The sequence below is a fragment of the Actimicrobium sp. CCI2.3 genome (assembly GCF_035019065.1).
Taxonomy (GTDB): Bacteria; Pseudomonadota; Gammaproteobacteria; order Burkholderiales; family Burkholderiaceae_D; genus Actimicrobium.
Genome location: NZ_JASJWR010000047.1, coordinates 1 through 23,309, shown reverse-complemented (window position 1 = coordinate 23,309; position 23,309 = coordinate 1). Strand labels below are relative to the sequence as shown.

Sequence of the window (23,309 nt, the reverse complement as noted above, 5' to 3'; positions counted from 1 at the left end):
CTGTCGCCCTCCGTCTTTGAACGGAAAATGGCAGAAATACTTCCATTGGGGTGTCCGAAATAACTTGACCACTACACACGTCATCAACCGAAGTAATCTTGATAAAAAAACGAAGTAAAAGTGCAAACAATTGAATGTTGCGTCGAATTTCAGGCATGGTTCAAAAATCCCACATTTTAGTGAACAGTTGGCGTGACGAATCGAACCCGAATAGCACGTATGCGGGCTGACTTTTACGCTTTGAAACTCGGCATGAATTAGGCTGGGCGTCTTTTTAAGCAGTCGAAGCCAAGCATTTCCAACCAAGGCAAATGCGGTTTTCCGGTCATGGCCTCGGCCGGAGTCTTATTCACCAATTGCTCATGCTTACTGCGCATGAATGGCTTGTGGTTGAGAAAGAACTGAAGGAGTCCGAGGATTTTCTGGCTGACGAATTTCTGTTCGGCCAGGTAAGGGCGAAGACGGCTGTGCAGGTTTTCCACCATGGAACTGCAACGGTGCGTCTTGTCCAGAATGGCGAGCACCGCATCTTCAATCTCGTCGTATTTTTCGCCCATCAAGACTTCCAATGCGGATGACTGCTCGTGATAGCTGCAGTGATCGATGTCGTATCTCGTCGTGTAGCACACATTCCAGACGGACTCCATTGATATCTTGTAGCGTGCCGGCAACTGCGCAAATTGGTCGTTCAAGCCGTTGGCCACGTCCAGCAAAGCATCGCGTCGATAATGGGGCTCTGCGCCCAAACGGGCGGAATTTGTCCAACGAGGTAACGGGAAAAATTTGTTTGTCGGATCGATACAGAGAGGCTGCTTTTGGGCCGGTTTACAGTTAAAAAATTTGCACGAAAAACACTACCAGTTTGTTGATGTATGCGGAAACAGTGCAAATCAGGATTTCCGTCACCACCTTTAGGAGATGGACAAATTGCGCCGGTTTGCGGTTACAACCCCTACCATCGAAACCTGCAAAAAAGACGAAGGTGTTCTTGGATACCATGAAGGTTGAGGCTGAGCCAATCGCATTGGCTTGACTTTGTGCGTTCGCAATTTGTGCGGCGGTTTCGGTTTGGGCGATTTGTGTGCTCATTGGGTGCCTCCTATTGTTCGGTGCGACTTATTTTTTGAGGTCGGGATAAATTTGATGCTGCTGGGCATAAGGGATGTCTAACAGGGTTTGACCGCGTGTACCGACAGGTTCGCGCCCTCCATGTGCTACCGTCTCACCAAGAGCATCTTTGGTTGTATAAGGCGGAAACAAATACACGTACAACTGCGATCCATAAATCGCAAAATGCAGGCCGAAATTGGTCATATCGGTGGGAAGTAGTCGCTTGAGATCAACTTTGTCTTCAAGGACCTCTCCGGTGGCTTTAACGCGCCATTTGACGTAGAGGTATTCACCTCGCGGCATCATGCCGGCAAGTCCTCCCGATCCAAAGCTATCTCTGCCTGCTGCAGCGTGCATTTCCCATTCTTCCTTTGCAGGCCGTGTCGCAAATTGATGACTGCTCCCGTATTCGTAGTCCAGCACATCAATTTCGGGGTGGCCGTAGACTTTTGCGTCAGTGCCAGTATTGAAGTTAAAAGAATGAAAGAAATTCATAGGTTGTCCTGTAGCGCACGCGGTCAAAGAAAAGTGGATTAAAAAAATAAGCAGCCATCGCAGGCTTCGTTTGCACTTATGGTTCATGCCGCATCCCGATTAAATTGCTTATTGCCAAGCGTTTGTTTATTGATCACTTTTGTTTTTTTCACTTACATAGAAGAAACCTTTCAGCCCCCCCGAATTTGTGGTCTTACTCGCAACATTTGTTTCCAGAGTTCTAGTATTCGAGGCCTTTCTTTCCGGTAGTACGAGCTACGCGGCAGGGGATCTGAATGGTTACAGTTCAACTGACTTTTTTACAATTTATGTGTGGTGAAAGTGTGGAAAAGGTTCAAAACAAACAGCAGAAAAAGACAAGCGTAGTTTTTTTATTTTGAGCCTCTTGCAAAAGGAACTGGCCCAAAGTGGGGATGTAAGCCGGAGTGCGACATGAAGTCGCGTATGTAATTGTCTCCCCTATCGATGTTGATAGGTAGGTGTAGAGGCTCGCGTTTGAAAACGGTCATGCTCGCATTCGACGGTTTTTCCAGCTCAAATTATCTGCAAATGACCGCAGGGTTGTGCTCACGCTATCTGCAAACGTGCTTACAATCGACGGCTTCAGCTCGCATTCGACGGCAGCATGCTCACCCTAACTGCAAATCTGCGACATCGTGTCGCAGATTTGCACATAGCGTGAGCACGAGTGCACGTTCATTTGCAGTTATTGCGAGCCGAGAATGGCGTCGAATGCGAGCATGGTCGTTTTCAAATGCGAGTTGCAACAGCTAGTGAACCCGCGCATCAGGGAATGTCTCGATGAATTCAAGCCGCGCGAGGTGCGTCGAATCCTCGTTGGGCACTATGAGATACGTTATGAAGTTCAGGATTCCACCATCTATGTACTGCGTCTGTGGCATACCCGCGAGGATCGGTGATCCAGCGGCGGCTTGACAGCCGGCACTCACATCCACGGAAAACCTTGCTGCGCGGCCTCGGGGGTATCGGCTGGTACCTTGCCACCCTCACGGTCCGCCTTCGGTGCTGCCTGCATAGTAAGTGACTCCGCCGGATACGGCACGAAGAACGCCGGTGCGTCCTGATACCCGCTGTCGAGCCACACATCGATCCGGTCCGGCGGCAGCACCACCACCATCCGTTTTTCATCCCCCTGCTTGTGAAAACGTCGCATCAGCGGATGTTCGTCGGCATTGATCGTCAGCATGGAAAACGACAGCAACGTCTCCCCGTCCGTCCCGGGCCGGTGCTCCCAGATGCCCGCAATCCCCAACGGTGACCCATCGGTATTTGCAATGGCGAACCGCACTGCGTTGCCGCTCTCGTAGCTCGGCTCGTACAGCATCTGCGCCGGGATGACGCAAAACCGGCCGTGCCGGTAGGCATCCCGGAAACTCGGTTTGCTGGCCACCGTCTCGCTGCGCGCGTTATAGGTCCGCCGCGCCAGTGTGCTGTCAGCCCAATGCGGCACTAGACCGAATGTTGCCAGGTCCGCTCGCCGGCGGGCGGAGATGTCCGTTGCGTCACCGGCGCGCCGAACGATCGGTGACAGCGACCCCGGATAGGCTTCCGCCGGATCGGTGCTGAGGGACAGCGTAACGCCGAAATAATCCTCGAGATCGGCACGGGTGGGAGGTTGGTAGTTGGCGCACATGGAAACAAGCGTACCTGTTTTCGGAGGGCGTTGCCGACACCCGTGACAGCGGCCAGGATCCGAGCACCCCGCTCAACGGCATGCTGCTTGCCGGGAAAAACGCCGGTAGCCGGCCTGCACCGCTAATTCGCCCTGGCCACCGGAATTTCGCTCCAGCACGTCGTGTAGTTCGGCGTCTTCCGTTCGCGCTTCATGGCCCAGTCGTTGCGGATACCGGCGGCGGCCACGCTCACCGCGCCCTTGCCGAAACGCTGGTTCAATCCGTCGAGCGTAATCATCATCGCTTCCGATTTGTCGCCATCGCCGAAGGTGGAAAACAGCGATTGCTGCTGAACTGAGGCGCTGGAAATACCCTGCAGGATCACACCGGCTTTCTTGTAGTAGTAGCCAGGCCGGTAAATCTGTTCCAGGCCGAACAGGGCCGCGCGGATCAGCAAGCGGGTATCGCCCGACACATTCGGCAGCGGCACCACGACCGCGTTGCTGTATTGCCGGTCTGACGCCTTGAACGGATTGGTCTGCACGAAGACCTGGATCGCTTCGCACACCGAACCCTGCAAGCGTAATTTTTCGGCGGCGCGGGTCATGTAACTGGCAACCGACTCACCGAGTTCGTCGATGGTCAGCACCGGCTGGCCAAACGAGCGCGAGGCGATGATCTGTTTTTTCGCGGGGGCCACATCTTCGAGCGCCAGGCAGGAGGTACCGTTGAGTTCGTTGACAGTGCGCTCGGCCACGATCCGAAATTTGCATTGCTGGTGACTATAGGTGGGCTCTCCTTGATGACATTATTTCGTGCGTGCTGATTACGTTACGCAGTAACGTAATCAGCATACGCCGATCAGTCAAGGATGCCGCATCAATTGCATCAGGAACGATGACACAAATTTGACCTTGCTGCGCAAGCGTTCGAATCCTTACGTACCAGGGGTTGTCGCTTAAAATCGTTACCCTTAGAACGCCACTTTATCGCCGCCCTTGAGCGCCAGTATCGTGCGTGCCTCCGCCGGAGTTGCCACCTCCAGTGACAGCGATTCAAGGATTGCGCGAATGCGTGCTACCTGGGCTGCATTGCTATCGGCCAAGCGGCCCGGACCGTCCCATAGTGAATCCTCAAGCCCGACACGTACGTTTGCTCCCATGGCTGCGCCAATAGTTGCAAGTGGTATTTGATTGCGGCCAGCGCCCAAGATTGACCAGTGATAAGCATTACCGAACAGCCGGTCTGCGGTGCGCCTCATGTGCATCAAATCCTCAGGGTGCGCGCCTATTCCGCCTAGTAATCCGAACACGCTTTGTACCAAAAACGGCGTTTGCACCAGTCCCCGGTCAAGAAAGTGCGCCAAGTTGTACAGATGTGAAATGTCATAGCACTCGAACTCGAAACGGGTGCCGTTTTCCCCACAATTACGCAGCACGTATTCGATGTCGCTGAAGGTGTTCTTGAAAACTAGATCGCGGCTTTTCTCCAAATGTTCGCGTTCCCATGGATGAGTAAATTCATGGAAGCGATCGAGCATCGGATACAGCCCGAAATTCATCGAGCCCATGTTGAGTGACGCCAGCTCCGGTTGAAAGCTCAAGGCTGGTTGCAAACGTTCCTGTACGGTCATGTGCGGACTGCCGCCGGTCGTGATGTTGATGATGGCATCGGTCTCGCTTTTAATGCGTGGCAGGAAGCGGGAAAAAACTTCCGGGTCCTGAGTCGGACGTCCGGTATCGGGATCGCGCGCATGCAGATGGACGATCGCGGCACCGGCTCGTGCTGCGCCAATTGCCGCTTCAGCGATCTGATCCGGGGTCACCGGCAAATGTGGTGACATCGATGGGGTATGGATCGCGCCGGTAACGGCACAAGTGATGATGACTTTTTTGGTCGACATGGTGTCTCCTTTTATATGGATGAATTCAGATTTCTTTGGTGATTTTTTCCTGGCCCTGGCGTAGCCGCGTGCTTACCAGCGCTGCAAGTACTAGCATGGTGGCAATGATCAGCAAGCCATTTGTCGTGCTGCCAGTCGCTTGCTCGATCGAACCCATCGCCGAGGGTCCAAGGAAACCGCCCAGCAAGCCGCAGGTATTGACCAGAGCCAGTCCGCTAGCCAAGCCAGCTCCGGCCAGCCGTGACGATGGGTACAGAAAAATGATGGCCTGGACCACGAAGAACATCGATGCGGTGAGCGAAAATCCGACCAGCGCCAGTACCGGTCCGGACGATGCGGCGATAAGCAGACCTCCGGCCATGATGACTAGACCGACACCCAACATGCGACGACAGCGCTGCGGATTGCTGGCAAAACGGGGCAACGTGGCGGTGCCGATGGCTGCGGCGATCCATGGCACTGAAGTGAGCAACCCGATCTCCATCGGCGTCAGTTTGCCGTAGGTGCCAATGATGCCTGGCAAGAAAAAAATTACCGTATAGATCGCAATCTGATGACAAAAATAGACAAAAATGGCAAGCCATATCTGGCGATCTTTGACACACTCTCGTAACGAATGCCCGACCTGACCACTCTGGTTTTCCTCTGCACGTTCCAGAGCCAATCGCTTTTCGAGCGTCTGCGCGTCAGCTGTCGACAGCCAGGGAGCCGATAACGGGCCATCCGGCAATTTCTTCCAAACGACCCAGGCCAGCGCCAAAGTCGGCAAACCTTCAATAATGAATAGCCATTGCCAGCCGTGTAAGCCAAAAAGACCGTTCATTTCCAGCAGCGCTCCGCCAAGCGGCCCGCTGATTACGTTGGCGATGCAAACGCCGAGAAGAAAATAACCGGTAGCACGGGCCCGCTCTTCGCGGCCGAACCAGTAAGTCAGGTAAAGCATCACGCCAGGAAACAGCCCAGCCTCGGCGACACCGAGCAGCATGCGCATTACGTAGAACGAAGTCTCGCCCTGCACGAATGCCATGCCGGTCGATAACAGTCCCCAAGTAATCATGATGCGCGTTATCCAGAATCGGGCGCCGACCTTACGCATGATCAGGTTGCTCGGAATTTCCATCAACGCATAGGTCAGAAAAAATAAGCCGGCGCCCAAGCCGTAGGCGGCCGCAGAGATGCCTAGATCGATCTCAATATGTGTTTTCGCCAATGCAATGTTGGTACGATCGAGAAAACTGATGACATATGCCATCACTAACAGCGGCATCAGCTTGCGAAAGATTTGCCGGGTCATCTGGTCTGTGGCGATTGCCGTGGCCGGTGCCGTACTGCGGTAAGGCTCTGCATTTACAACTGACATGTTGGTTTCTCCTCCAATGGTGTGTAGGCCGACCACGAGTTCTATGCTCGTTCTTATTGGGTCTTGATAGTGCTACAAACTTAAGTCATAAAGTTTCGACGTTGCCACACACCGAAATCGCCTGACCAGAAATCGCGCTGCCGGCAGGCGAACACAGGAACAACACGCTGGCGGCTACTTCCTCTTGCGTCACCATCCGTCGCAGTGAGATTTTTTCAAGATAACGCTGCCGCATCTCGTCGTGGCTGATGCCTGCTTGCGCTGCGCTGGCAGCAATAACACGCTCCATGCGCGGCCCCTCGACGATGCCCGGCTGCACTGCGTTGACACGAATATTGTCTGGACCGAGTTCGATCGCAAGGCTCTTGGCCAAACCGACCAAAGCCCATTTGGTGGATGAATACGGTGTACGAAACGCATACCCAAGTCGCCCGGCAACCGACGATATAAACACGATGGAGCCACCGTCCATACCTTCGCGGAGCAACGGCACCGCTTGTTGCACGAAATAAAAGTGGCTATTAAGGTTGATCGAGACGGTTTGTTCCCAGTGCGCGACGTCGATGTCTTCGACGGCACCAGTTGGGCCGGAAATTCCTGCATTGTTGATCAGCACATCAAGCCCGCCCAAGTTGGCTTGCACGTCTTCAAATACACGCTTCACACCAGCGAGGTCAGACACATCGGCATGAGTCCCTTTGATGACGCTATCTAGCGCAGCAATTGCGCCTGCATCAACGTCACACACGTGCACACGGGCCCCCGCCTCGACAAATGCCCGCGAGATCGTAAGGCCAATGCCCGACGCGCCGCCGGTTACCAAAACCCGCAAACCTGAGCGCGGTACCATTGATGTCAGTACATTCATCGTTTTGTTCCTTTATGAGTTCATCGATATCAATCAGCACTGTAACTTGTGTGATTCGTGATGTGTTATGTGTGATGTGTGATCACAGTCAATGAAAAATATCCCACAGTTTTTCGTATGTCAAGACGCACCCAGGCGGCAGCTTTTCTTATTCCTGAGAAATAGTTCTCGTAGACGCGTGTAAATTCCAAGTATTTAGTGCCCACAATTCGGCACAATATTGAAATCACAAATATCACTTGTTATACACTCCGCCCATGTCCCTATCTGAACTAGTTCCACCGAAAAAACGCCTGACGATCAGTGCTGATGTCTATGAACAGTTCAAGGAATTGTTGATGACCGGACGCATGATGCCGGGCGAGCAATTGTCGTTGCGCACGGTCGCTGCAGCGCTTGGGGTCAGCGTGATGCCGGTACGGGAAGCAATGCAACGACTGGTAGCAGAGCAAGCGCTGGAACTGTCACCTAACAGGTCGATGCGCGTGCCAACGATGACAGTTAGTCAATTTCGTGAAATCACCAGCATTCGTATCAATCTCGAAGGGGTGGCGACCGAACGCGCAGCTAAATCGCTAAGCGAAGCCGAACTGCGCCGCATCGTGCAATTAAATGAAGATTTTTCCGAGGAAATGGCAAGCGCCAGCCCAAATGGTGCACGCCTGATTACGCTGAACAAGGAATTTCACTTCGCGGTGTATGAAGGATCTCGGATGCCGATGTTATTGCAGTTGATCAAGGCTCTTTGGGTACGCATCGGTCCGATTTTAAATCACGACTTGCGGGCCGGCTCGGCCCGCATTAACGAACGGGTCGCGGTAAGTCATCATTCACAGTTGGTCGATGCCCTGAGACGACGCGATAGCGACGCCGCGCGCATTGCGCTGCAGGGCGATATCGACAGTGCTGCTCAGTTCATCATTTCAGCCCACGTTCTGGTGATCGCCGATTCCACCAATAAGACTACCTAATAGGGGCTCTGCGCCCAAACCGAGAAAATTTTAGAGCCTTGAAAATCAACTGTTTGCGCCGAGAGTTATTCGATCGACTGTTGAAGTGACAAGCCAACGACCGTTTGAAATCAGTGGAAATGGTGTCACATTGCCGGTCACGTGATTTAAATAGCGCTACGGTTCACTTGGAGTGGCACTTTCCGAAATTTCCGCTGGTCTGGCCTTGGTCCTCTGACTTGAGCGATTTCTCTGTCCATAGCACGGCCATGGATTTCTGCAATGCCGACGCATCCATTCGCTTGAACAAGTTTGTACAGAATCCAATAAGGTTGGTTCTTATCGACAAAGGTATCATACCGGCAACTTAAAAGGATCGCGACAGAACCCTTCCGCGTCAGGCCCTGATCAAATCGGTCAACGTTCTGTCGAGGTTGAACAGCATTGGAGACGTTCGAGATCGTTCAAAACAGACTTGCCCCGATATTGATTAATAGCGCCAGCACCACCGTGTTAAAGAGATAAGCCAGAATGCAGTGCACTGCGCCAATACGGCGCATCGATTTGGATGTGAATGAGACATCAGCAGTTTGACCGGAAGTCCCGATGACTGCGGCGAAATAAAAGAAATCGCCATACCCTGGTTGCTCTTCTTCCGGAAACTGTAGACCACACGGCTCATTACGATGGCGTGCTAAATAGTAATCGTGCGCGTAATGCAACGAAAACATCACCTGGATGAACGCCCACGACGACAGTACCGTCATGCCGGCGAGCGCAATGTGCGCACTCTTGATGAGCCCATGCATGTCCTTGACCACTGCCAGCTCCATTGCAATGGCCACCAAACTGGCCACGCTCGTGACGACCACCAGAAAAAGCAATATGCGCTGGCCGTCATCCTGCAACAGGGCGCGCCGGTACATGGTTCGTTGCGAAGATCGGACCATCATTACTGCGGCTAGGACGACGTACAGACAAGTTCCTGTATTCCAAGTGATCAACAACCGCGTAGCAAGGTGGGAAGCAACCGACACGGGCAATGCAGCCCCAACGATCAGCGCAATCATGGCTGCAATAAAGATACGTGGGCGTGCCCGAATCTGGCGCGCAACAGGATTGCGATACAACGACATGACGGTTCCTGAATTGAGTAGCTTGAAAAGCTGGCATCCGCATCATACCGACGTCTATTGGCGGTTGGTGCACTTTAAAGTCGACGGCGACAGTCCCCCAACCCCTGCCCGATTATGCGGCCATTTTTTGACTGCGAACGGAGTTTGGGCGTGCGGCGGCCAGCATGCCGTTTAACACAGCTGTTGGCGCCGATGAGTTTTTGAACCACCCGACCGATTTTCACTGACCCACCCGAACTGGCGCAGAGGTAGACGCAGCAAGGCTTGCCAAAGTCCCAAGTGGGTCAGTCGATGTCGGCCCCTGATTCAAAAACTCGTCGGTGCCAACAATCATGAATATTGGACCATCAAATTAGCTGACCACACTCACTGTCCCTACCGCGACCGCGGATGATTGCTTACGTTTTCTTACAGACTTGACAGATTGTTGGTAGGTAAGTGCGTTCTGTCCCACGTTGAACGAAAGGAATCCAACGATCACAGCTTTTACATTTCCACTCAGGACAATCCGTGAAAAAACTTTCATTCGCCATCGCTGTGTTGCTGACTGGCTGCGCAGCGACGCCAGTTTATCCACCCCGGGTTTATGTACGTCCACCCGCAGAGGTAGTCTATCTGGCACCGGCACCACAACCGGTCGTGAGCGTCTATGTCGAACCGCCGATTTATCAGCCGCCCCCGGTTCGCGTGCAGTGGGCACCACCGCCAATGCTGGTGGAAACAGTGCCCTATCGGCCCTATCCAGATGCGATCTGGACGGGCGGCTACTGGGTCTGGCAGGGTAACTGGGTATGGGCACACGGTCGCTGGGCCGCGCCGCCACAACCGGGTTACGGATGGGTGAATCCCTATTATGAAAACCGTGACGGTTCGGTGGTGTTCGTGAATGGATTTTGGGCCGCACCAGGCGTGTCATTCGTCCCACCGGCACCCAATATCAATATCGCTATTGCTCAAGTAACCGTGGGTGTGGCGGTCGGTCTTCGACCTGTCGGACCAGAGGGTGTGTTTGTACCGGCACCACCGGGGTCACGTTTGGGATTGATTATTCCGGCGCCGATCGGCACCGCACCTGCGGTCGTCGTCAGCGCGCCGCCAGTGGTGAATGAAGGGATGCGGATTCACGTCAACAGCAATAGCAACAATACTTACAACAATAATTCGGTCACCAACAATGCCATCAGCAATAACAATGTCACGAACAATGTGACGAACATCAGAAACGTGACAAACGTCACCATCGTCGCGCCGGCAAGTGCCACCGCAAGCGGACAAGCGGTGAATTCTTCCGTTCCAGCACAGGCACATCTAGCCGCATCGCTGCCGCCGGTGGTCAGGGTTGCGGCCCCCGAACCAATCTCTGCAAAGGCAATTCCGTCGTATGTCGCAGGGCACCCGCCGGCTGCGTTGCCACCACCACAAATAGTTCATGCGGAAATGGCACAGGTCCACCAACACCCACCAACTCAAGAGCATGCAGCAGCATCCGTTCAGCCTGTCGTGCCCAACAAAGCAGCCGCACCAGTTGCTGCCCTACCCCATCCGCTGACACCAGATAATAAAGCCTCACACGAATACGGTGATACGAGACCTGTCTCGATGGCACAACCTCAATCGTCGTCAAATCCTCTCCCAGTGCCTGGATCAGGCAAGCCAGTCACGTCGCCACAACTTTTCGCCGCACAGCCTGCACCCGATCGACCAAAGCCACCCGCCGCAAAAAATCCACCGCCACCACATCCTTCGAATCCTGTCGCGGTGAACAACAAGGAGAAGATGTCGCCCACTTCGAGGCGTAGCGCCGAACGCCAACCGATCCATGGTGCAAAGCCTGGCGACGCAACCAAATCGAATAAGAATGACGCTACTGCGGAGGCTCACTCTCAGCAAAGCTACCGCTGATGCTTGCGGCAACGATGTGCCGCTGATTGGGGAGCACACAGGATTCGGAAAAAATCGGGCGCTAACCCGCTGGTCGCGTATCGATGAGATGGCGAACCGGAACTGGATGACTGGAAGTTTGTGATTGTTTGACTAGTTTGCTGGCATCAGGCGAGAGGAAATTCAAACGATCTCCGTCAGGTCTCAACGTTACTCAGAGGTAGATGGGCCAACCCCGGATGTGCCATCTTCAGTTTGATCGACCAAGGACTCGATCAGACGGCTTTCGGAACAACGACAGGCCGCACTGAAATGGATTGGCCGTCCTGATTTGTCACGATCAGTACCTGACTCGTGTTGTCGAACAAGGTATCCGGCGATTTTTTGGCACGGCCCATGGCCGCCATGTAGCTTCGAAGTTTGACCTTGTCGGTCGGACTGGACAAAATGGCTTTTGCAAGCGCGCTTTTGAGAGCTTTCATGGCAATCCACGGGTGCTTTAAATAGGTTTTTAGAATACCTCGAATCGGCGTACTGTCAACCTTCCATCATCGATACGAACAATGTTGTGTGCTCTTGCCCCTGACTGACTCTTTTTAGCCGATTAACCACTCCCTACACGTCAAAGATAAGACATGGCACCTCACGCCTAAACTTATGCCCGTAATTTGTGAACAACATTGTGCATAACCCTGCTGAACACTTCCGCAGGCCAGTTCTGACAAGGCATCGCGGCACTGCCTTTTAATTAAGCAACGTCAGTTGAGGCTCTCGCCTCACGATTGATCGCCACAACCTCACAGATTTTGTTAATCCGCCTGCAACGTTGTTTCGGTGCGCGTTCCGCTGTTCAGTGGTGCTATTAATCTGGATTCAATGACGCAGAATCCCCAGCCATCAGGGAATGCGTCGTGAAAAGCGCAAAAGTACGTCATCTCGTTGATCGAGAAGAGATATCTGCCACGTACGGAATCTCGTTCATTGAAATGGACTACCCGCTATAACCGGCCTCTCGCTGCCCTCTGATGGCTAGCACAAACACCGTATCGATCTCGACGACATACCGATACAAAGCCAAGTATCCGCGTGTGCACCGTCCGATCACGAGTTCCCGTTTTCCGTTTTCGGCCGGTCGTCCGATAAACGGATTGGACTCCAGCACGGCAATGGCCTGGATGATCTCGCCGATGCGCTCAGATACGTGTTCGACTTCATGGGCGCAAAGATGATCGAAGATCCGATCTAGGTCATCGGCCACCTCTGGTGCCAGTTCTATACGCGACATGACTATCGGACCAGTTTCCCGGCCACCGGGCGCGAAGGCTTCCTGCCTGCAACACGCTCTTCCAGGTAGCAGCGCATGTCAGTCCACGATATGGTGTTACCTGACGCGATCACGTTGGCGTAGCGTTCCTCAGCGGCTTCATCAAAGGTACTGCGCAATTCCTCCTTCTCAATCTTCTCGGCAATCGCTTGCAGAATAAAACTGTGCGCCGTCGAACCGGAGCGATCAGCTGCGCTGGCAACCCGCAATTTCAGTTCTTCAGTTAATCGTATCGTCGTCGTGGACATGCTTCACTCCTGATGAACGGTGAATGTAGCACAAGTGTATTACACCTTTTCGCTGGGTGGAGTGTGTTTTGTGGTGGGTCAAATCTGAAGTCAGCAGTACGTCCCGATTACATCACCGCTATGGAACCTACCGGCCCACTTGAACAACTCGCCTCCCCAGGCATCCTGTAACCACACCCACCCCACAGGAGCCAACCATGGCAACCCCCAACATTACGGTCAGCGGCGCGAATAATCAGCCTCCATCCCTGCTCGGGCAACGCACCGCCGCCCTGCGCACCGCCGGCAAAATCCGCGCCGGCATCAAGGTCCTCACCAAGAATGCTGCCGCCAATCCGCGCGCCAAATCGTTGTATGAACATGGTGTGCAAACCAACCGCTCGTTCGACGATATCGCGCGCGACATCACTCAGGCAGTTCCCAATCTGACGATCCCTCTGGTACCGAGGAACGTGCCTTATTTCACGGTGCGACCAGGGGACTTTCCCAATCCTGCCACGGCCGCACAACTGCTCTACGCATTCGGCGAAGACCGGGGCGACGGCATCCGGCGTTTGTATCGCTTTCCTGCCATTTTTCCGTCTGATGACTGGCACACCGTGATGCCGCACGGACTTGTTGCGTGGGGCGCGAACGATCGGCGCTACTGGTCGCAGTACTCGCCCGATGGGCAGGTTCGGCACTGCATGACGTATGCACCAGTGCCCAGAGATCCCGACAGCAAGCGCGTCATCCGCATTTTCGGCGGACGCAAGGCGATCCCGCGCGCCGACAACGGCGGTATTTGCGATCCAGAACACTGCCCGGAATACCAGCACCGGCAATGCAACCTGTCCGGCCGCTTCGTCTTCTTCGTGCCGGGCATCCCGTCGACCGATGCGTTCGAGCTGCCGACGAACAGTTTTTATGCAATGAACGCCGCGATGCAGACCTTTCAGACCATGGCATTCCTGCGTGGTGGGCGTATTTCCGGCTTCCTCGACGACAAGCGCACGCCGTTCTATTTCACCAAGAAACTCACCGACATCACTCGCATCGACGACGATGGCCGACCCGTGCGCGTTGCCCAATGGCTCATTGCGATCGAGGCGCCGTGTGATGTGACTGCGCTGCTGCATAACGACGACGACACCTTGGCTATCGCGGATGCAGCCCGTTCGGCCGAGATCCTTGAAGGCAAAGGCGATGCCCAGTTGGTCGCTGAAGCACCGCCGGAACCAGAACAGGAAACGCCGGCAGCGCGTCCTGCACAGGACACGATCACCACCGACGACATCATCGCCTTCGCCGAACAGATCGGTATCGATGCCGAACGCTACGAGCAGTATGCCAACAAACGCTGGGGTGCTGGCTGGAAGCGTAATCCGCAGGGTCGCCGTCGTGCGCTCAACGAATTGCGCAACTTTGAACTCGAACCCGGCTCGCTGATCGACCAGATTGCCCACACCATCGCGCCGACTGCGGATGCCCGCCTGGCGGAGGAATCATGATCCGGCTTGCCCACTTCTCCGACCTCCATTACGCCAGCAAAAACTTGATCGAAGCCGATCGCTGTTTCGGCTTTGCCATTGATGCAGCGATCCAGTACGGGGTCGATTGTGCCGTCGTGTCCGGCGATGCCACCGATCACGCACTCGATGTCCACGCGCCCGCTTTCGTCGCGCTGGCGACCCAACTCCGGCGACTGGCCGACCACTGTCCGGTACTCATGCTGCAAGGCACCTTCAGTCATGAGCCGCCCGGAACGCTGGATATTTTCCGGCTGCTCGGTGGACGGTATCCGGTCTTCGTCGCCGACCGCATCGGTCAGGTGGCGCTGATTGGCGGACGCTGGCAGGCCGCACCCTCCTGGCGCTTCGATGCGCTGCCCGACGGTACCGAGGCGCTGTTCTCGTGCGTACCGACCGTCAACAAGGCGCAGGTCGCAGCGACAGTCGGTGCCTGCGAGGCAGCGAATGCAACCGGCGAACACCTCGCTCGAGTGCTGCGCGGATTTGCCTCATTAAATGACGACGCACGCCGCCGGGGTATCCCAACCATCGGCGTGTCGCACGGCACCGTCAACGGTTGTGTGACCGAACACGGTGTGCCAATGGCGGGACCGGATCACGAATTCACTACCGGCTCGCTGTTCGCAGCCGGTGCCAGCGCCTTTTTGCTCGGGCACATCCACCAGCATCAGCAGTGGAAACAGGACGGACGGTGCATCGCCTACGCCGGATCAATCGGCCGCTTCCATTACGGCGAACACGGTATCAAGGGATTTCTGCTCTGGCACATCGATGCCGCCAGCAGCGACTGTACATTGAACGCCACACCGGCCCGCCGCACCATCGACATCACCTTCGATGGACTTCCGGACATGGCCGAACTGGCGCTCATCGCCAAGAGGGATGATGTTGCCGATACCTTCATTCGCTTGCGCTGGCAGGTCCCGGAGGAAGACCGGCATCAGGTCGATCGCACGGCTATCCGGCGATTGTTGCGTGACGCCGCCGAGGTCAAGTTCGAAGGACGTCTGCTCCCGGTGGTCCGCACCCGCGCGGCCGGTATCGCGCGAGCCGCTGGTCTCGTAGCCAAAGTCAATGCTTGGGCTGAAGTGACGCAAGTCCACGCCGAACCGCTGCAAGCATGCCTGCAGGCGCTGCAATGCGGGACGCCCGAAGAGATCGCCATGCACATTCTCGGGCAGGACAACCCGTTGACGAATCCAGCGATCAGCAGATGCTGAGGCATAGGATTAAGGAGAACCAAAATGAAACCACTGTCATTGCACCTGAAGGGATTTAAAGGCATTCGCGACGGGCTCGGGCGCGACAGCATCACGCTCGACTTCGAACAACTGGCCGGCGATGCCCGCCTCGTCGCCATCACAGGCATGAACGGTCGCGGCAAGACAACCATCATCGACAACGCAACGCCGTATCCAGTGATGCCTTCGCGGGCCGGTGCCGATGGTCTCGGAAGCTTCTCGTATTACGACCACATTTATCTTCCCGAAAGCGCCAAGACACTGACTTGGGAACATGCCGGCCGGCGCTATCGTTCGCAACTGATTTTTCGGGTGAATGGCCGCAAGAGAACCGAGGCCTATCTGCATGTCGATCATGCGGGACGGTGGGAGCCGGTCGCGCTGGACGATGGCACTGTCTCGGATGGGAAGGTGGAGACCTATGCGCGCTGCGTGGATGTCTTGCTCGGCAGTCCGGAAACGTTTTTTACGTCGGTCTTTTCGGCGCAGGGCCGACGGCCATTGTCGGCTTACCGGAATGCCGACATCAAAGCCCTGCTGGCAGACTTGCTCGGGCTTGACGCCATCAGCACACTCGGCGGGCACGCTGCCACCACCGCGAAACTGCTGCGTACGGGACTGGAGACACGGCGGCAAGCACTTGCGGATCTGCAGCGCGAGGAGTCCGGTCACCGCGATGCACGCCTACGACTGGGCGACGTGCAGACGCAAACGACCGCTGCAGAACAGGAACGGCAGTTGGCGCACACCACTCTGGAGGCCGCCAAGTCAGCACTGGCAACACTGGTCACGGAACAGCAACTCGCCCATCAGACAGCATCGCTCCGCAAGCAATTGGATGACGAGCGCGCCGTCCTGACCGCCGACGCACAGTGCGCACTGTCAGCACTTGATGCGCAGGACAGGCGCGAAGCCGAGCGGCTTTCAACCGTCGAACGCCGGGTCGCCCGGCAGACGGCGTCGCTGCAGTCGGCACGAACGCAACTCGACCGGCGATGTACGCAATACCGGCAGCTACTGCGGCAAGCGTCGACCATTTCGCGTGCCGTGCCCCACCTTCCGCTCGCCAACAACATCACGTCCATCAGAGAGCAACGGCTCACCCGACTGCGCGACGACATGATGCAGTACGAGACGCTTTGCACGAGCGCCAAAGAGCATCAACTGCAACTGCACACCATCGAACGCGAAGCCGGACAGGCGGCACTGCGGATGCAGGAACTGACCAGGCGTTTCGGGCTAACGTCGCAGGTTCCGTGTGCGGGGAACGAACTGCAGGGTCGCTGCGAATTGCTTGGTGATGCCCGCACTGCGCAGACGATGAAGCCGTCTGCGGAAATGCAGCTCGCGCGCCTGCATCAAGAACGCACGGCGGTTCTGGAAAAGATCGCCGTCACGAATGCGGCACTAGCCCGTTCACCTGATCCACGACCAATGCTTGAGCGGGCGGAACAGCAGCTGTCCCGGTCCCGCCAGCGCAGCGCCGCACTCGTTGTCTTCGCTGCCCGTCATGGTGAGGTCGCACACGCCCGGCAAGAACTGCAACGCATCGAAGCGGAACGGGATGCGCTGCCGCAAGCGGGAGTTGGCGACACCGAAGAAGACCGCGCAGAACGACTTGCGATTGCCGCCGCACGTACCGAAATCTCCAGCAGACGCGAACAGGAGCAGCAGCGCCAGCAAACTTCAATGCGGCGAATCGATACCTTATTGAGCGCCCTTCCACCGCCGTTCGACACATCCAGTTTGGTCGCTGGGCAGCACACGATCGAGGCAGCACAACGAACCCTTGCCGCCACCGACGCCGTCTACCTGAATGCCATTCGCGACCAGCAGGCAGCCACCGCCTGTGACAACCGACTCGACGAACTGGCTACGCGCATTACTGCTGCAAGCACAGCCATCGCGGCAATCGAACAGGCGCTAGGCACCTGGCTCCTGCTCACCAAATGTTTGTCCCATGACGGCGTGATCGCCCTGGCCATCGATGACGCAGGACCGCAGCTATCCGGACTGGCCAACGATCTCCTGCTTGCCTGCTACGGACCGCGCTTCACGGTCTCGATCAGAACCCTCGTTGAAACCGGCAAAGGAGACCTGCGCGAAGGTTTCGATATCGTCGTCCATGACGGTGAGTCGGATGACAGCAAGAGCCTGACCCAGATGAGCGGTGGCGAACGGGTTTTCATCAACGAGTGCCTGATACGCGCCATAGCACTGTATCTGGCGCAGGATGCCGGACGGCAGTACAGCACGCTGTTCTCCGACGAAGCCGACGGACCACTCGACCCCGAGCGCAAGCGGATGTTCATGGCGATGAAGCGCGAGGTGCTGCGCTTGGGCGGGTATGCGCAGGAATTTTTTGTATCGCAGACGCCGGAACTGACGGCGATGGCTGATGCGGTGATTGATCTGGATCGGATGGTGGCTGGCTGAGCTGCAAGACCAGGATAGACAAACCGGGCGAATCAAAAAAACCGGGCGATCCACGGCCATTCCGGCATTGCACCGAAACCCGTGAACTCGCCCGAGCAACTGTAGTGGTCAAGTTATTTCGGACACCCCAATGGAAGTATTTCTGCCATTTTCCGTTCAAAGACGGACCGCGGCAGTACCGCCGGGAAATCCGTCTTCTTTTCCACTGCCTTTGGCAGCTGACTTTCCGCCGCTTGATGCCAACGCAGTTGGGGAAGCATCTCCACTGCATAAAACACCAACACTCGCAACAGCCTTCGGGTCAGAATGACCGGCGCAAACACCGTCACATCGATCACGGCCCGTACAGACTGACCGACACGCAATGCCCGCGCATACCGGGCATTGGCACGTCTGACGGACTGCCTCGCACACAGATACAAACCCGACCGGGTGCGCTTGAGTTCCGGATCCGCTTCGATATAGCTGAGCAATTCCGCCGCAACAGACGCGTCATCAATGTGATCATAAAAGCTGATCCAGGCACGTTCTTCGGCGTCCGTCACCGATGCAGTTGGACGGGATGGTGAATAGTGATTCGACATGGCAGCTCCAATACATAAAAATGGGGACGCCACTTCCCCCACAGGGAAACGGATGGTCCCCGCAGGATGGAAAGAACAACAAAAAGGCTCTCGGTTCCGGAGAACGGAGAGCCTGCTCGGTAGACATACGGTCGGTGCGCAAAGCACCATCACCGCACGACCACATGAGATGTCAGCCGAGATAGCGCTTACATCTCGACCGCGCCCGGGAGGAACGCTGATCAAGTCACCACCAACAACTGCGGCGACAAACCGGAAACCGGATTACTCCGCAACCGGTCACAACAAGGGCAGGTAACGTCTGCGACGCCGGTGCAGGACCGGACTTCAAGCACGGCCGAATGTTGCGCCGTAATGAAGGCTGTGTGAGTGCGATACCCACGAAAGCAATTTCAGTATTGCAGGTGACACGGCCGAATTCAAGGAGAAAAACGACACGTACGACCATGATTTCGCAGGGAGTTTGTTCCCAGTTAAAGGAAGGCAGACAGGACCGGAAAGCATGAGCGACTAGCCTTTCGTAGACTTGATAAATCCGCCGGCATCCCGACGCATACCATCGCTACCTATGCGATCCACCACGACAAGGTGATCATCGTCGCTGGCCGGTACGTGCAAACCGGCTCGTTCAACTACAGCGCCGCAGCGAACCGTAATTCCAAAAAAGTCCTCGCCCTCTGGAATAATCCTACCCTCGCAGCGACCTATCTGCATCACTGGCAAAGCCGCTACGACCAAGGACAGGACTACCGTCCCGGCTACTGAGTCAGGACATCGTTGCGTGCGCTCTCACTCGTTCGACCCGGACGGCGAACCTTTGGCACCAATCCGTTTTCGTCCACCAAGATAGGCTCCGGCGATCTGGATTCGACCATGACCGAGCTGTCTTGCGACCGCTAGTCGCGCAGCCTGATCGGTAGCCGAATCAACCACAGCTCCGCCACGCAGGGGTGCAGTCGCACCGGATTCTTTCTCATATAAATCATTGGCGAAATCGTGCCGCAAGCCGTGCCCAGTGACGCCCAGCTCGCTCTGCGTGAGTCCCAGCTTTGCCATCACGTAATCGATCCGCCGCAAGTTCTGTTTCAGCGTACGTGCCGGATTGCCCAGATGGTCTTCGAGACTGCGCACCAATTCGCAGGCACGTTGTAGCGCGCGCCGCTTGTCGTCACTGTCGATCGGCAGATAACGCTGACGGCCACCTTTCGTCCCCTTGAGCAGATCGAGATACAGCGCGTCATCGTCCTCCGCGATACCCGCCTGCCGCGCCGTGACAACTCGCCGTTGCGGTTGCAGCATGACCGCTTCCTTGCGGCGCAATCCGAACGCCGATTTCACCGCCAGTTGTGCGGCGGCGTACCGGTCGATCGCCGCCATCGCAGTAAATATCTGCTCAGCATCGATCCCGCGCGCAGACCAGCTTTTATCGACCTCGGCGCAATAGCGACGACGCGTGCGTTTCGGATCATTGATGTACCGCTCGACCGGCATGACCAGTTGCGGCTTGCCAATCCAGCCTGCATAAGTACGCAGGAAACTGAGGTATTGCTGCAGCGTCGCCGGCGACAACTCTCGATCTAGCCAGCGCTGCACCATGAACCGGATATGCCGGTTGCCAAGCCGGCGCGGATCGACGCGATACGGCACCTCGCCATTCAATCGCAGCTCCCGGAAGAACGCGAACAAGAATGTCTGCCGCACCGCCATGGTCTTGTGCGACACCCCCTTATCGCGCACGGCGTGAGACCAGTTGTGCCGACGGATGATCGTCATCAGCACGGCAGCCCATGGCGTCTGGTCTGGTAGTGCAGGATGATAGGCAGGTGCAGCGGCCCTGCCCTGACGTTCGCGTGGCAAATATTTTTTGGCTCGCATGATGCGCTCCAGTTCGGGCCCGCGAGATGCGCGCGAGCGGATATATGGAATCCCGACAGACCAGGCACGACGAGGGATTCCGGACTCGTGCGCCAAACAAATCAGTCATGCAAGCAGCCCGCGCGACTTCCCGCGCGGTAAAAACAGAGCCAGTCATTTGTCGCCGCCAGGTCCTGCACGGCCGGTGTGGATCGTTAAAATGCGCTGCCAAACCAGACGCTCGCTTGGAGACAATCTGACCTGTCGCGATGAACGCGACGCACCTTCCTCGGAGAAAGGTGCAGCACCCGGGATTGTTCCCGAGTCCGAAATTCGGCTTCTCCTCACACTTGCCCCGGCCGTCTGGCGCCGCCCCTCACCGTAGCGAGGCGGATACGAACGGGGCATGACTCACCGGCACGGCCTCCCTCAAGGGGACAATCGTACGGTCGCCATCAAGTAGCGGCGTCATGCATTGCAAGTGGAATAAACATGGTCGAACCAAAGCGGCATCCAGTGCCGCAGCACGCGAGTCCATCGAGCAGACCGGCGCACATCCTCAGTGTCCGTCGGGCGGAACACGGTATCGACGGCGGTCAGGCAGACCATCGACAAGCAGGGAAACGATCAGGGATAACACAACGGCGGCCGGTCAAGCCGGCATGAACAAGGGACAGGTAACGACTGCAACGGCCTGAATGGGGACGATCCCCGAGGAACAGGCTTCCTCACATCAGAAAAAAGCATAGGCAAACCGGACTTGAAAATCAAGGACAAATCGCACCAAATAATTGTCCAATAATTTCAGACCGGCTCGCGCGCCCTTGACAGCGTTGGGGCGGTGGGTACCTCTAGTTCCGAACCGTGTCCGTCGGCCCGACACGCCCCGCCACCAGCTTGCATGAAAGTCGTTACCACGCACGACTTTTGCGGAGATGGCACCGGCCAATCAGGGGGCCGACGTCAGAAAGTCGTGCGTGGCTCCATCGTGGTGACGACTTTCACACGACGTGCTGCCGAAAGCGGTGCGCCAACAGGGGCTTTGCGCGTGGTCGTTCATGAAGGGCAGCGCTACGCTGGTTCCCGAATCCTGTCTGAGGTCACTATGGAACCAGTCGTACGCGCAATCGATGTCGGATATGGCAACACCAAATATGTCGTCAGCGCCGGGCGCGGTCCCGTGCGCTGCGCCCATTTCCCGTCGATCGCACCGGTCACGAGCGGCCGCGACCTGGCGGCGGCACTCGGCCGCCAGCGCAGGACAGTCGCAATCACGATCGGCGACCTGACCTACGAGGTCGGCCCCGATGCCGCACTGGCCGACGACCTTGCCGGCACGCGCCACATGGATGACGATTACATCCAGTCTCCCGAGTATCTGGCGCTAGCGCGCGGGGCCCTGCACCTCATGCGCGAGCCGGCCATCGACCTGCTGGTCGTGGGCTTACCGGTGTCGACCTTCGCGCTGCACAAGACATCCCTCGAAAAGCGAATGTCCGGCCTGCACGACGTCGGCGGCGGTCGGACGGTCACCGTGCGAAAGGTGCGCGTGCTGGCCCAGCCGCATGGTGCCCTGATGCACTTCGCGCTGAGCGGCACCGACGACTTTGCGGCCATCAAGGCGCAACGTCATCTGATCATCGACGTCGGCGCGCGCACCTTCGACTGGCTGGTCGGTCAGGGTTTGAAAACGGTCGACAAGCGCAGCGGTGCCGTCAACCGTGGCATGCACGACGTGCTGCGCGCCTTCGCCGACGCGATCAGCAAATCGGAAAACACCTTGTTCAACGACTACGACCGCATCGACCGGGCCCTGCGCGGTGGCGTGCCGCCAATCGTGTTCCAGAAGGAATACGATCTGGAACGGCACCTGCCGGCAGCACGCAAGATCGTCCGGGACGCGGTCACCGAACTCAAGCGTGTCGTTCAGGACGGCAACGACATCGACAACGTCCTGCTTGGTGGTGGCGGAGCGTTCTTCTTCGGACCGGTAATTCGTGAAGCATTTCCTCGGCACACGATCCGACCATTGAAAGACACGCTGTACGCGAACGTGATCGGGTTTCAGCTAGCGGGGATCGAGTAGATGCGACTGGCGTGGCAGTCCGGCAAGAACGGAAAGCTGCTGACCGATGCCTGAGGACTAGGTCATGTGGATCCGCATGCAGGTCCGGTTTCATGCCGACGACAACGAGCCGCTGGCCCGGGACCTGGCGCGCTATGACAAAGGGCAGCGCAGGATTGCGCGGCTGATGACATTGGCGACGTACGGGTTGGTGTATTTGCTGCAGGCCGCGCGAGACGGGAACGCCAACGTTGCATCAGGTCAGGGGACGGTCGTCCGCGCTGACGACGACGGTACGAACCCGACACCACCGTCCGGGAGCTACGATTACAAGTTGACGGCGGACGACATCGGGGATGTGTTCGGGAATTGATGCACCATGCAAGCAATCACAAATAAACAGCTTGCATTGGGATATTGGACAACATTTGTCGAACCGCTGCACGAGCGAGGGCTGGGGTAAAGGAACGGTAGCGGCGCTGGCAAGGCTGATTCAAGATCGCAGACCTGATTGGCGCGGCTTTTCCGTGCAAAACTTGTGGCGCATGAAGCAATTTTTCGAGATATACGTCGGCAAGCCAAAACTCTCAACACTGTTGAGAGAACTGCCGTGGTCGGCAAACCTGCACATCGTGTAGTGGTCAAGTTATTTCGGACACCCCAATGGAAGTATTTCTGCCATTTTCCGTTCAAAGACGGAGGGCGACAG

The 23,309-nt window shown here is 56.5% G+C and carries 22 protein-coding genes and 2 pseudogenes; 10 read left to right on the top strand and 14 right to left on the bottom strand.

The features are described 5' to 3' along the window. Positions 1–257: 257 nt before the first annotated feature. The 3 genes from QN370_RS19310 to QN370_RS19300 all read right to left on the bottom strand — a co-directional run bounded on the left by QN370_RS19310 (position 258) and on the right by QN370_RS19300 (position 1,605). Positions 258–692 (bottom strand): hypothetical protein, encoded by a 435-nt coding sequence (locus QN370_RS19310; RefSeq protein WP_322127153.1) that lies wholly within the window; start codon positions 690–692, stop codon positions 258–260. A gap of 139 nt (positions 693–831) precedes the next feature. After that, positions 832–1,089, bottom strand: coding sequence for a hypothetical protein (locus QN370_RS19305; protein ID WP_322127152.1), 258 nt, complete (start codon positions 1,087–1,089; stop codon positions 832–834). 27 nt (positions 1,090–1,116) lie between these two features. Further along, positions 1,117–1,605, bottom strand: coding sequence for a hypothetical protein (locus tag QN370_RS19300; protein ID WP_322127151.1), 489 nt, complete (start codon positions 1,603–1,605; stop codon positions 1,117–1,119). Positions 1,606–2,375: 770 nt separating this feature from the next. On the opposite strand from QN370_RS19300, the pseudogene QN370_RS19295 reads away from it, so the two are divergent. Beyond that, positions 2,376–2,525, top strand: a pseudogene (locus QN370_RS19295) (type II toxin-antitoxin system RelE/ParE family toxin); the annotation flags it as partial. Positions 2,526–2,551: 26 nt separating this feature from the next. Here QN370_RS19295 and QN370_RS19290 read toward each other — a convergent pair. The 5 genes from QN370_RS19290 to QN370_RS19270 all read right to left on the bottom strand — a co-directional run bounded on the left by QN370_RS19290 (position 2,552) and on the right by QN370_RS19270 (position 7,370). Further along, positions 2,552–3,259, bottom strand: coding sequence for an SOS response-associated peptidase (locus QN370_RS19290; protein ID WP_322127149.1), 708 nt, complete (start codon positions 3,257–3,259; stop codon positions 2,552–2,554). Positions 3,260–3,381: 122 nt separating this feature from the next. Beyond that, entirely contained in the window at positions 3,382–3,996 is a 615-nt protein-coding gene (locus QN370_RS19285) for a DUF4113 domain-containing protein (protein ID WP_322127148.1), read from the bottom strand. Between the two features lie 216 nt (positions 3,997–4,212). Then, positions 4,213–5,142, bottom strand: a complete 930-nt coding sequence (locus QN370_RS19280) for a 3-keto-5-aminohexanoate cleavage protein (RefSeq protein ID WP_322127147.1) — start codon at positions 5,140–5,142, stop codon at positions 4,213–4,215. Positions 5,143–5,167: 25 nt separating this feature from the next. Beyond that, entirely contained in the window at positions 5,168–6,502 is a 1,335-nt protein-coding gene (locus QN370_RS19275) for an MFS transporter (protein WP_416172123.1), read from the bottom strand. An 85-nt stretch (positions 6,503–6,587) separates the two neighbouring features. Further along, positions 6,588–7,370, bottom strand: coding sequence for an SDR family oxidoreductase (locus QN370_RS19270; protein ID WP_322127146.1), 783 nt, complete (start codon positions 7,368–7,370; stop codon positions 6,588–6,590). Between the two features lie 257 nt (positions 7,371–7,627). On the opposite strand from QN370_RS19270, the gene QN370_RS19265 reads away from it, so the two are divergent. Beyond that, a complete protein-coding gene (locus tag QN370_RS19265) occupies positions 7,628–8,341 on the top strand; it encodes a GntR family transcriptional regulator (RefSeq protein WP_322127145.1) in 714 nt (237 codons plus the stop codon). A 443-nt stretch (positions 8,342–8,784) separates the two neighbouring features. On the opposite strand, the gene QN370_RS19260 is transcribed toward QN370_RS19265, so the two are convergent. After that, positions 8,785–9,456, bottom strand: a complete 672-nt coding sequence (locus QN370_RS19260) for a DUF1345 domain-containing protein (RefSeq protein WP_322127144.1) — start codon at positions 9,454–9,456, stop codon at positions 8,785–8,787. Between the two features lie 510 nt (positions 9,457–9,966). On the opposite strand from QN370_RS19260, the gene QN370_RS19255 reads away from it, so the two are divergent. Next, positions 9,967–11,358 (top strand): hypothetical protein, encoded by a 1,392-nt coding sequence (locus tag QN370_RS19255; protein ID WP_322127143.1) that lies wholly within the window; start codon positions 9,967–9,969, stop codon positions 11,356–11,358. A gap of 254 nt (positions 11,359–11,612) precedes the next feature. On the opposite strand, the gene QN370_RS19250 is transcribed toward QN370_RS19255, so the two are convergent. The 3 genes from QN370_RS19250 to QN370_RS19240 all read right to left on the bottom strand — a co-directional run bounded on the left by QN370_RS19250 (position 11,613) and on the right by QN370_RS19240 (position 12,909). Further along, positions 11,613–11,819: a hypothetical protein gene (locus QN370_RS19250; RefSeq protein ID WP_322127142.1), complete on the bottom strand. Its 207-nt coding sequence runs from the start codon at positions 11,817–11,819 to the stop codon at positions 11,613–11,615. Positions 11,820–12,328: 509 nt separating this feature from the next. Further along, on the bottom strand, positions 12,329–12,622 hold the full coding sequence (locus tag QN370_RS19245; protein WP_322127141.1) for a type II toxin-antitoxin system RelE/ParE family toxin: 294 nt from the start codon (positions 12,620–12,622) through the stop codon (positions 12,329–12,331). Between the two features lie 2 nt (positions 12,623–12,624). After that, positions 12,625–12,909 (bottom strand): CopG family ribbon-helix-helix protein, encoded by a 285-nt coding sequence (locus QN370_RS19240; protein WP_322127140.1) that lies wholly within the window; start codon positions 12,907–12,909, stop codon positions 12,625–12,627. Positions 12,910–13,106: 197 nt separating this feature from the next. On the opposite strand from QN370_RS19240, the gene QN370_RS19235 reads away from it, so the two are divergent. From QN370_RS19235 to QN370_RS19225, 3 genes are read left to right on the top strand one after another with little or no spacing between them, the layout of a single operon-like run. Continuing rightward, the gene (locus tag QN370_RS19235; protein ID WP_322127139.1) at positions 13,107–14,399 is read left to right on the top strand and encodes a hypothetical protein; all 1,293 of its coding nucleotides are present in this window, start codon (positions 13,107–13,109) and stop codon (positions 14,397–14,399) included. Further along, a complete protein-coding gene (locus QN370_RS19230; RefSeq protein ID WP_322127138.1) occupies positions 14,396–15,640 on the top strand; it encodes a metallophosphatase family protein in 1,245 nt (414 codons plus the stop codon). The genes QN370_RS19235 and QN370_RS19230 overlap by 4 nt, the downstream gene beginning before the upstream one ends. Positions 15,641–15,664: 24 nt before the next feature. Next, the gene (locus QN370_RS19225) at positions 15,665–18,097 is read left to right on the top strand and encodes a DNA repair protein (protein WP_322127137.1); all 2,433 of its coding nucleotides are present in this window, start codon (positions 15,665–15,667) and stop codon (positions 18,095–18,097) included. A 113-nt stretch (positions 18,098–18,210) separates the two neighbouring features. Here the strand turns inward: QN370_RS19225 and QN370_RS19220 are convergent, their stop codons facing one another. Further along, complete coding sequence (locus QN370_RS19220; RefSeq protein WP_323581792.1) at positions 18,211–18,681, bottom strand: hypothetical protein; 471 nt, start codon at positions 18,679–18,681, stop codon at positions 18,211–18,213. Between the two features lie 516 nt (positions 18,682–19,197). On the opposite strand from QN370_RS19220, the pseudogene QN370_RS19215 reads away from it, so the two are divergent. Further along, a pseudogene (locus tag QN370_RS19215) lies at positions 19,198–19,446 on the top strand (phospholipase D-like domain-containing protein); the annotation flags it as partial. Between the two features lie 24 nt (positions 19,447–19,470). Here QN370_RS19215 and QN370_RS19210 read toward each other — a convergent pair. Further along, entirely contained in the window at positions 19,471–20,556 is a 1,086-nt protein-coding gene (locus QN370_RS19210; protein WP_322127135.1) for an integrase domain-containing protein, read from the bottom strand. An 880-nt stretch (positions 20,557–21,436) separates the two neighbouring features. Here QN370_RS19210 and QN370_RS19205 point away from each other — a divergent pair. The 3 genes from QN370_RS19205 (at position 21,437) to QN370_RS20755 (ending at position 23,238) form a co-directional block, all read left to right on the top strand. Further along, a complete protein-coding gene (locus QN370_RS19205; protein ID WP_322127134.1) occupies positions 21,437–22,621 on the top strand; it encodes a PRTRC system protein D in 1,185 nt (394 codons plus the stop codon). A gap of 64 nt (positions 22,622–22,685) precedes the next feature. Beyond that, positions 22,686–22,973 (top strand): hypothetical protein, encoded by a 288-nt coding sequence (locus QN370_RS19200; protein WP_322127133.1) that lies wholly within the window; start codon positions 22,686–22,688, stop codon positions 22,971–22,973. Further along, on the top strand, positions 22,957–23,238 hold the full coding sequence (locus QN370_RS20755) for a DUF1016 N-terminal domain-containing protein (protein WP_416172122.1): 282 nt from the start codon (positions 22,957–22,959) through the stop codon (positions 23,236–23,238). The genes QN370_RS19200 and QN370_RS20755 overlap by 17 nt, the downstream gene beginning before the upstream one ends. The last annotated feature ends 71 nt before the right edge of the window (positions 23,239–23,309 follow it).

Excerpts from the sequence above, each read along its gene's own strand:
- QN370_RS19275 (WP_416172123.1), bottom strand. The coding sequence starts at position 6,502 with ATGTCAGTTGTAAATGCAGAGCCTTACCGCAGTACGGCACCGGCCACG.
- QN370_RS19270 (WP_322127146.1), bottom strand. The coding sequence starts at position 7,370 with ATGAATGTACTGACATCAATGGTACCGCGCTCAGGTTTGCGGGTTTTG.
- QN370_RS19245 (WP_322127141.1), bottom strand. The coding sequence starts at position 12,622 with ATGTCGCGTATAGAACTGGCACCAGAGGTGGCCGATGACCTAGATCGG.
- QN370_RS19210 (WP_322127135.1), bottom strand. The coding sequence starts at position 20,556 with ATGCGAGCCAAAAAATATTTGCCACGCGAACGTCAGGGCAGGGCCGCT.
- QN370_RS19290 (WP_322127149.1), bottom strand. The coding sequence starts at position 3,259 with ATGTGCGCCAACTACCAACCTCCCACCCGTGCCGATCTCGAGGATTAT.
- QN370_RS19240 (WP_322127140.1), bottom strand. The coding sequence starts at position 12,909 with ATGTCCACGACGACGATACGATTAACTGAAGAACTGAAATTGCGGGTT.
- QN370_RS19305 (WP_322127152.1), bottom strand. The coding sequence starts at position 1,089 with ATGAGCACACAAATCGCCCAAACCGAAACCGCCGCACAAATTGCGAAC.
- QN370_RS19220 (WP_323581792.1), bottom strand. The coding sequence starts at position 18,681 with ATGTCGAATCACTATTCACCATCCCGTCCAACTGCATCGGTGACGGAC.
- QN370_RS19280 (WP_322127147.1), bottom strand. The coding sequence starts at position 5,142 with ATGTCGACCAAAAAAGTCATCATCACTTGTGCCGTTACCGGCGCGATC.
- QN370_RS19200 (WP_322127133.1), top strand. The coding sequence starts at position 22,686 with ATGTGGATCCGCATGCAGGTCCGGTTTCATGCCGACGACAACGAGCCG.
- QN370_RS19265 (WP_322127145.1), top strand. The coding sequence starts at position 7,628 with ATGTCCCTATCTGAACTAGTTCCACCGAAAAAACGCCTGACGATCAGT.
- QN370_RS19230 (WP_322127138.1), top strand. The coding sequence starts at position 14,396 with ATGATCCGGCTTGCCCACTTCTCCGACCTCCATTACGCCAGCAAAAAC.
- QN370_RS19300 (WP_322127151.1), bottom strand. The coding sequence starts at position 1,605 with ATGAATTTCTTTCATTCTTTTAACTTCAATACTGGCACTGACGCAAAA.
- QN370_RS19235 (WP_322127139.1), top strand. The coding sequence starts at position 13,107 with ATGGCAACCCCCAACATTACGGTCAGCGGCGCGAATAATCAGCCTCCA.
- QN370_RS19260 (WP_322127144.1), bottom strand. The coding sequence starts at position 9,456 with ATGTCGTTGTATCGCAATCCTGTTGCGCGCCAGATTCGGGCACGCCCA.
- QN370_RS20755 (WP_416172122.1), top strand. The coding sequence starts at position 22,957 with ATGTGTTCGGGAATTGATGCACCATGCAAGCAATCACAAATAAACAGC.
- QN370_RS19250 (WP_322127142.1), bottom strand. The coding sequence starts at position 11,819 with ATGAAAGCTCTCAAAAGCGCGCTTGCAAAAGCCATTTTGTCCAGTCCG.
- QN370_RS19205 (WP_322127134.1), top strand. The coding sequence starts at position 21,437 with ATGAAAGTCGTTACCACGCACGACTTTTGCGGAGATGGCACCGGCCAA.
- QN370_RS19225 (WP_322127137.1), top strand. The coding sequence starts at position 15,665 with ATGAAACCACTGTCATTGCACCTGAAGGGATTTAAAGGCATTCGCGAC.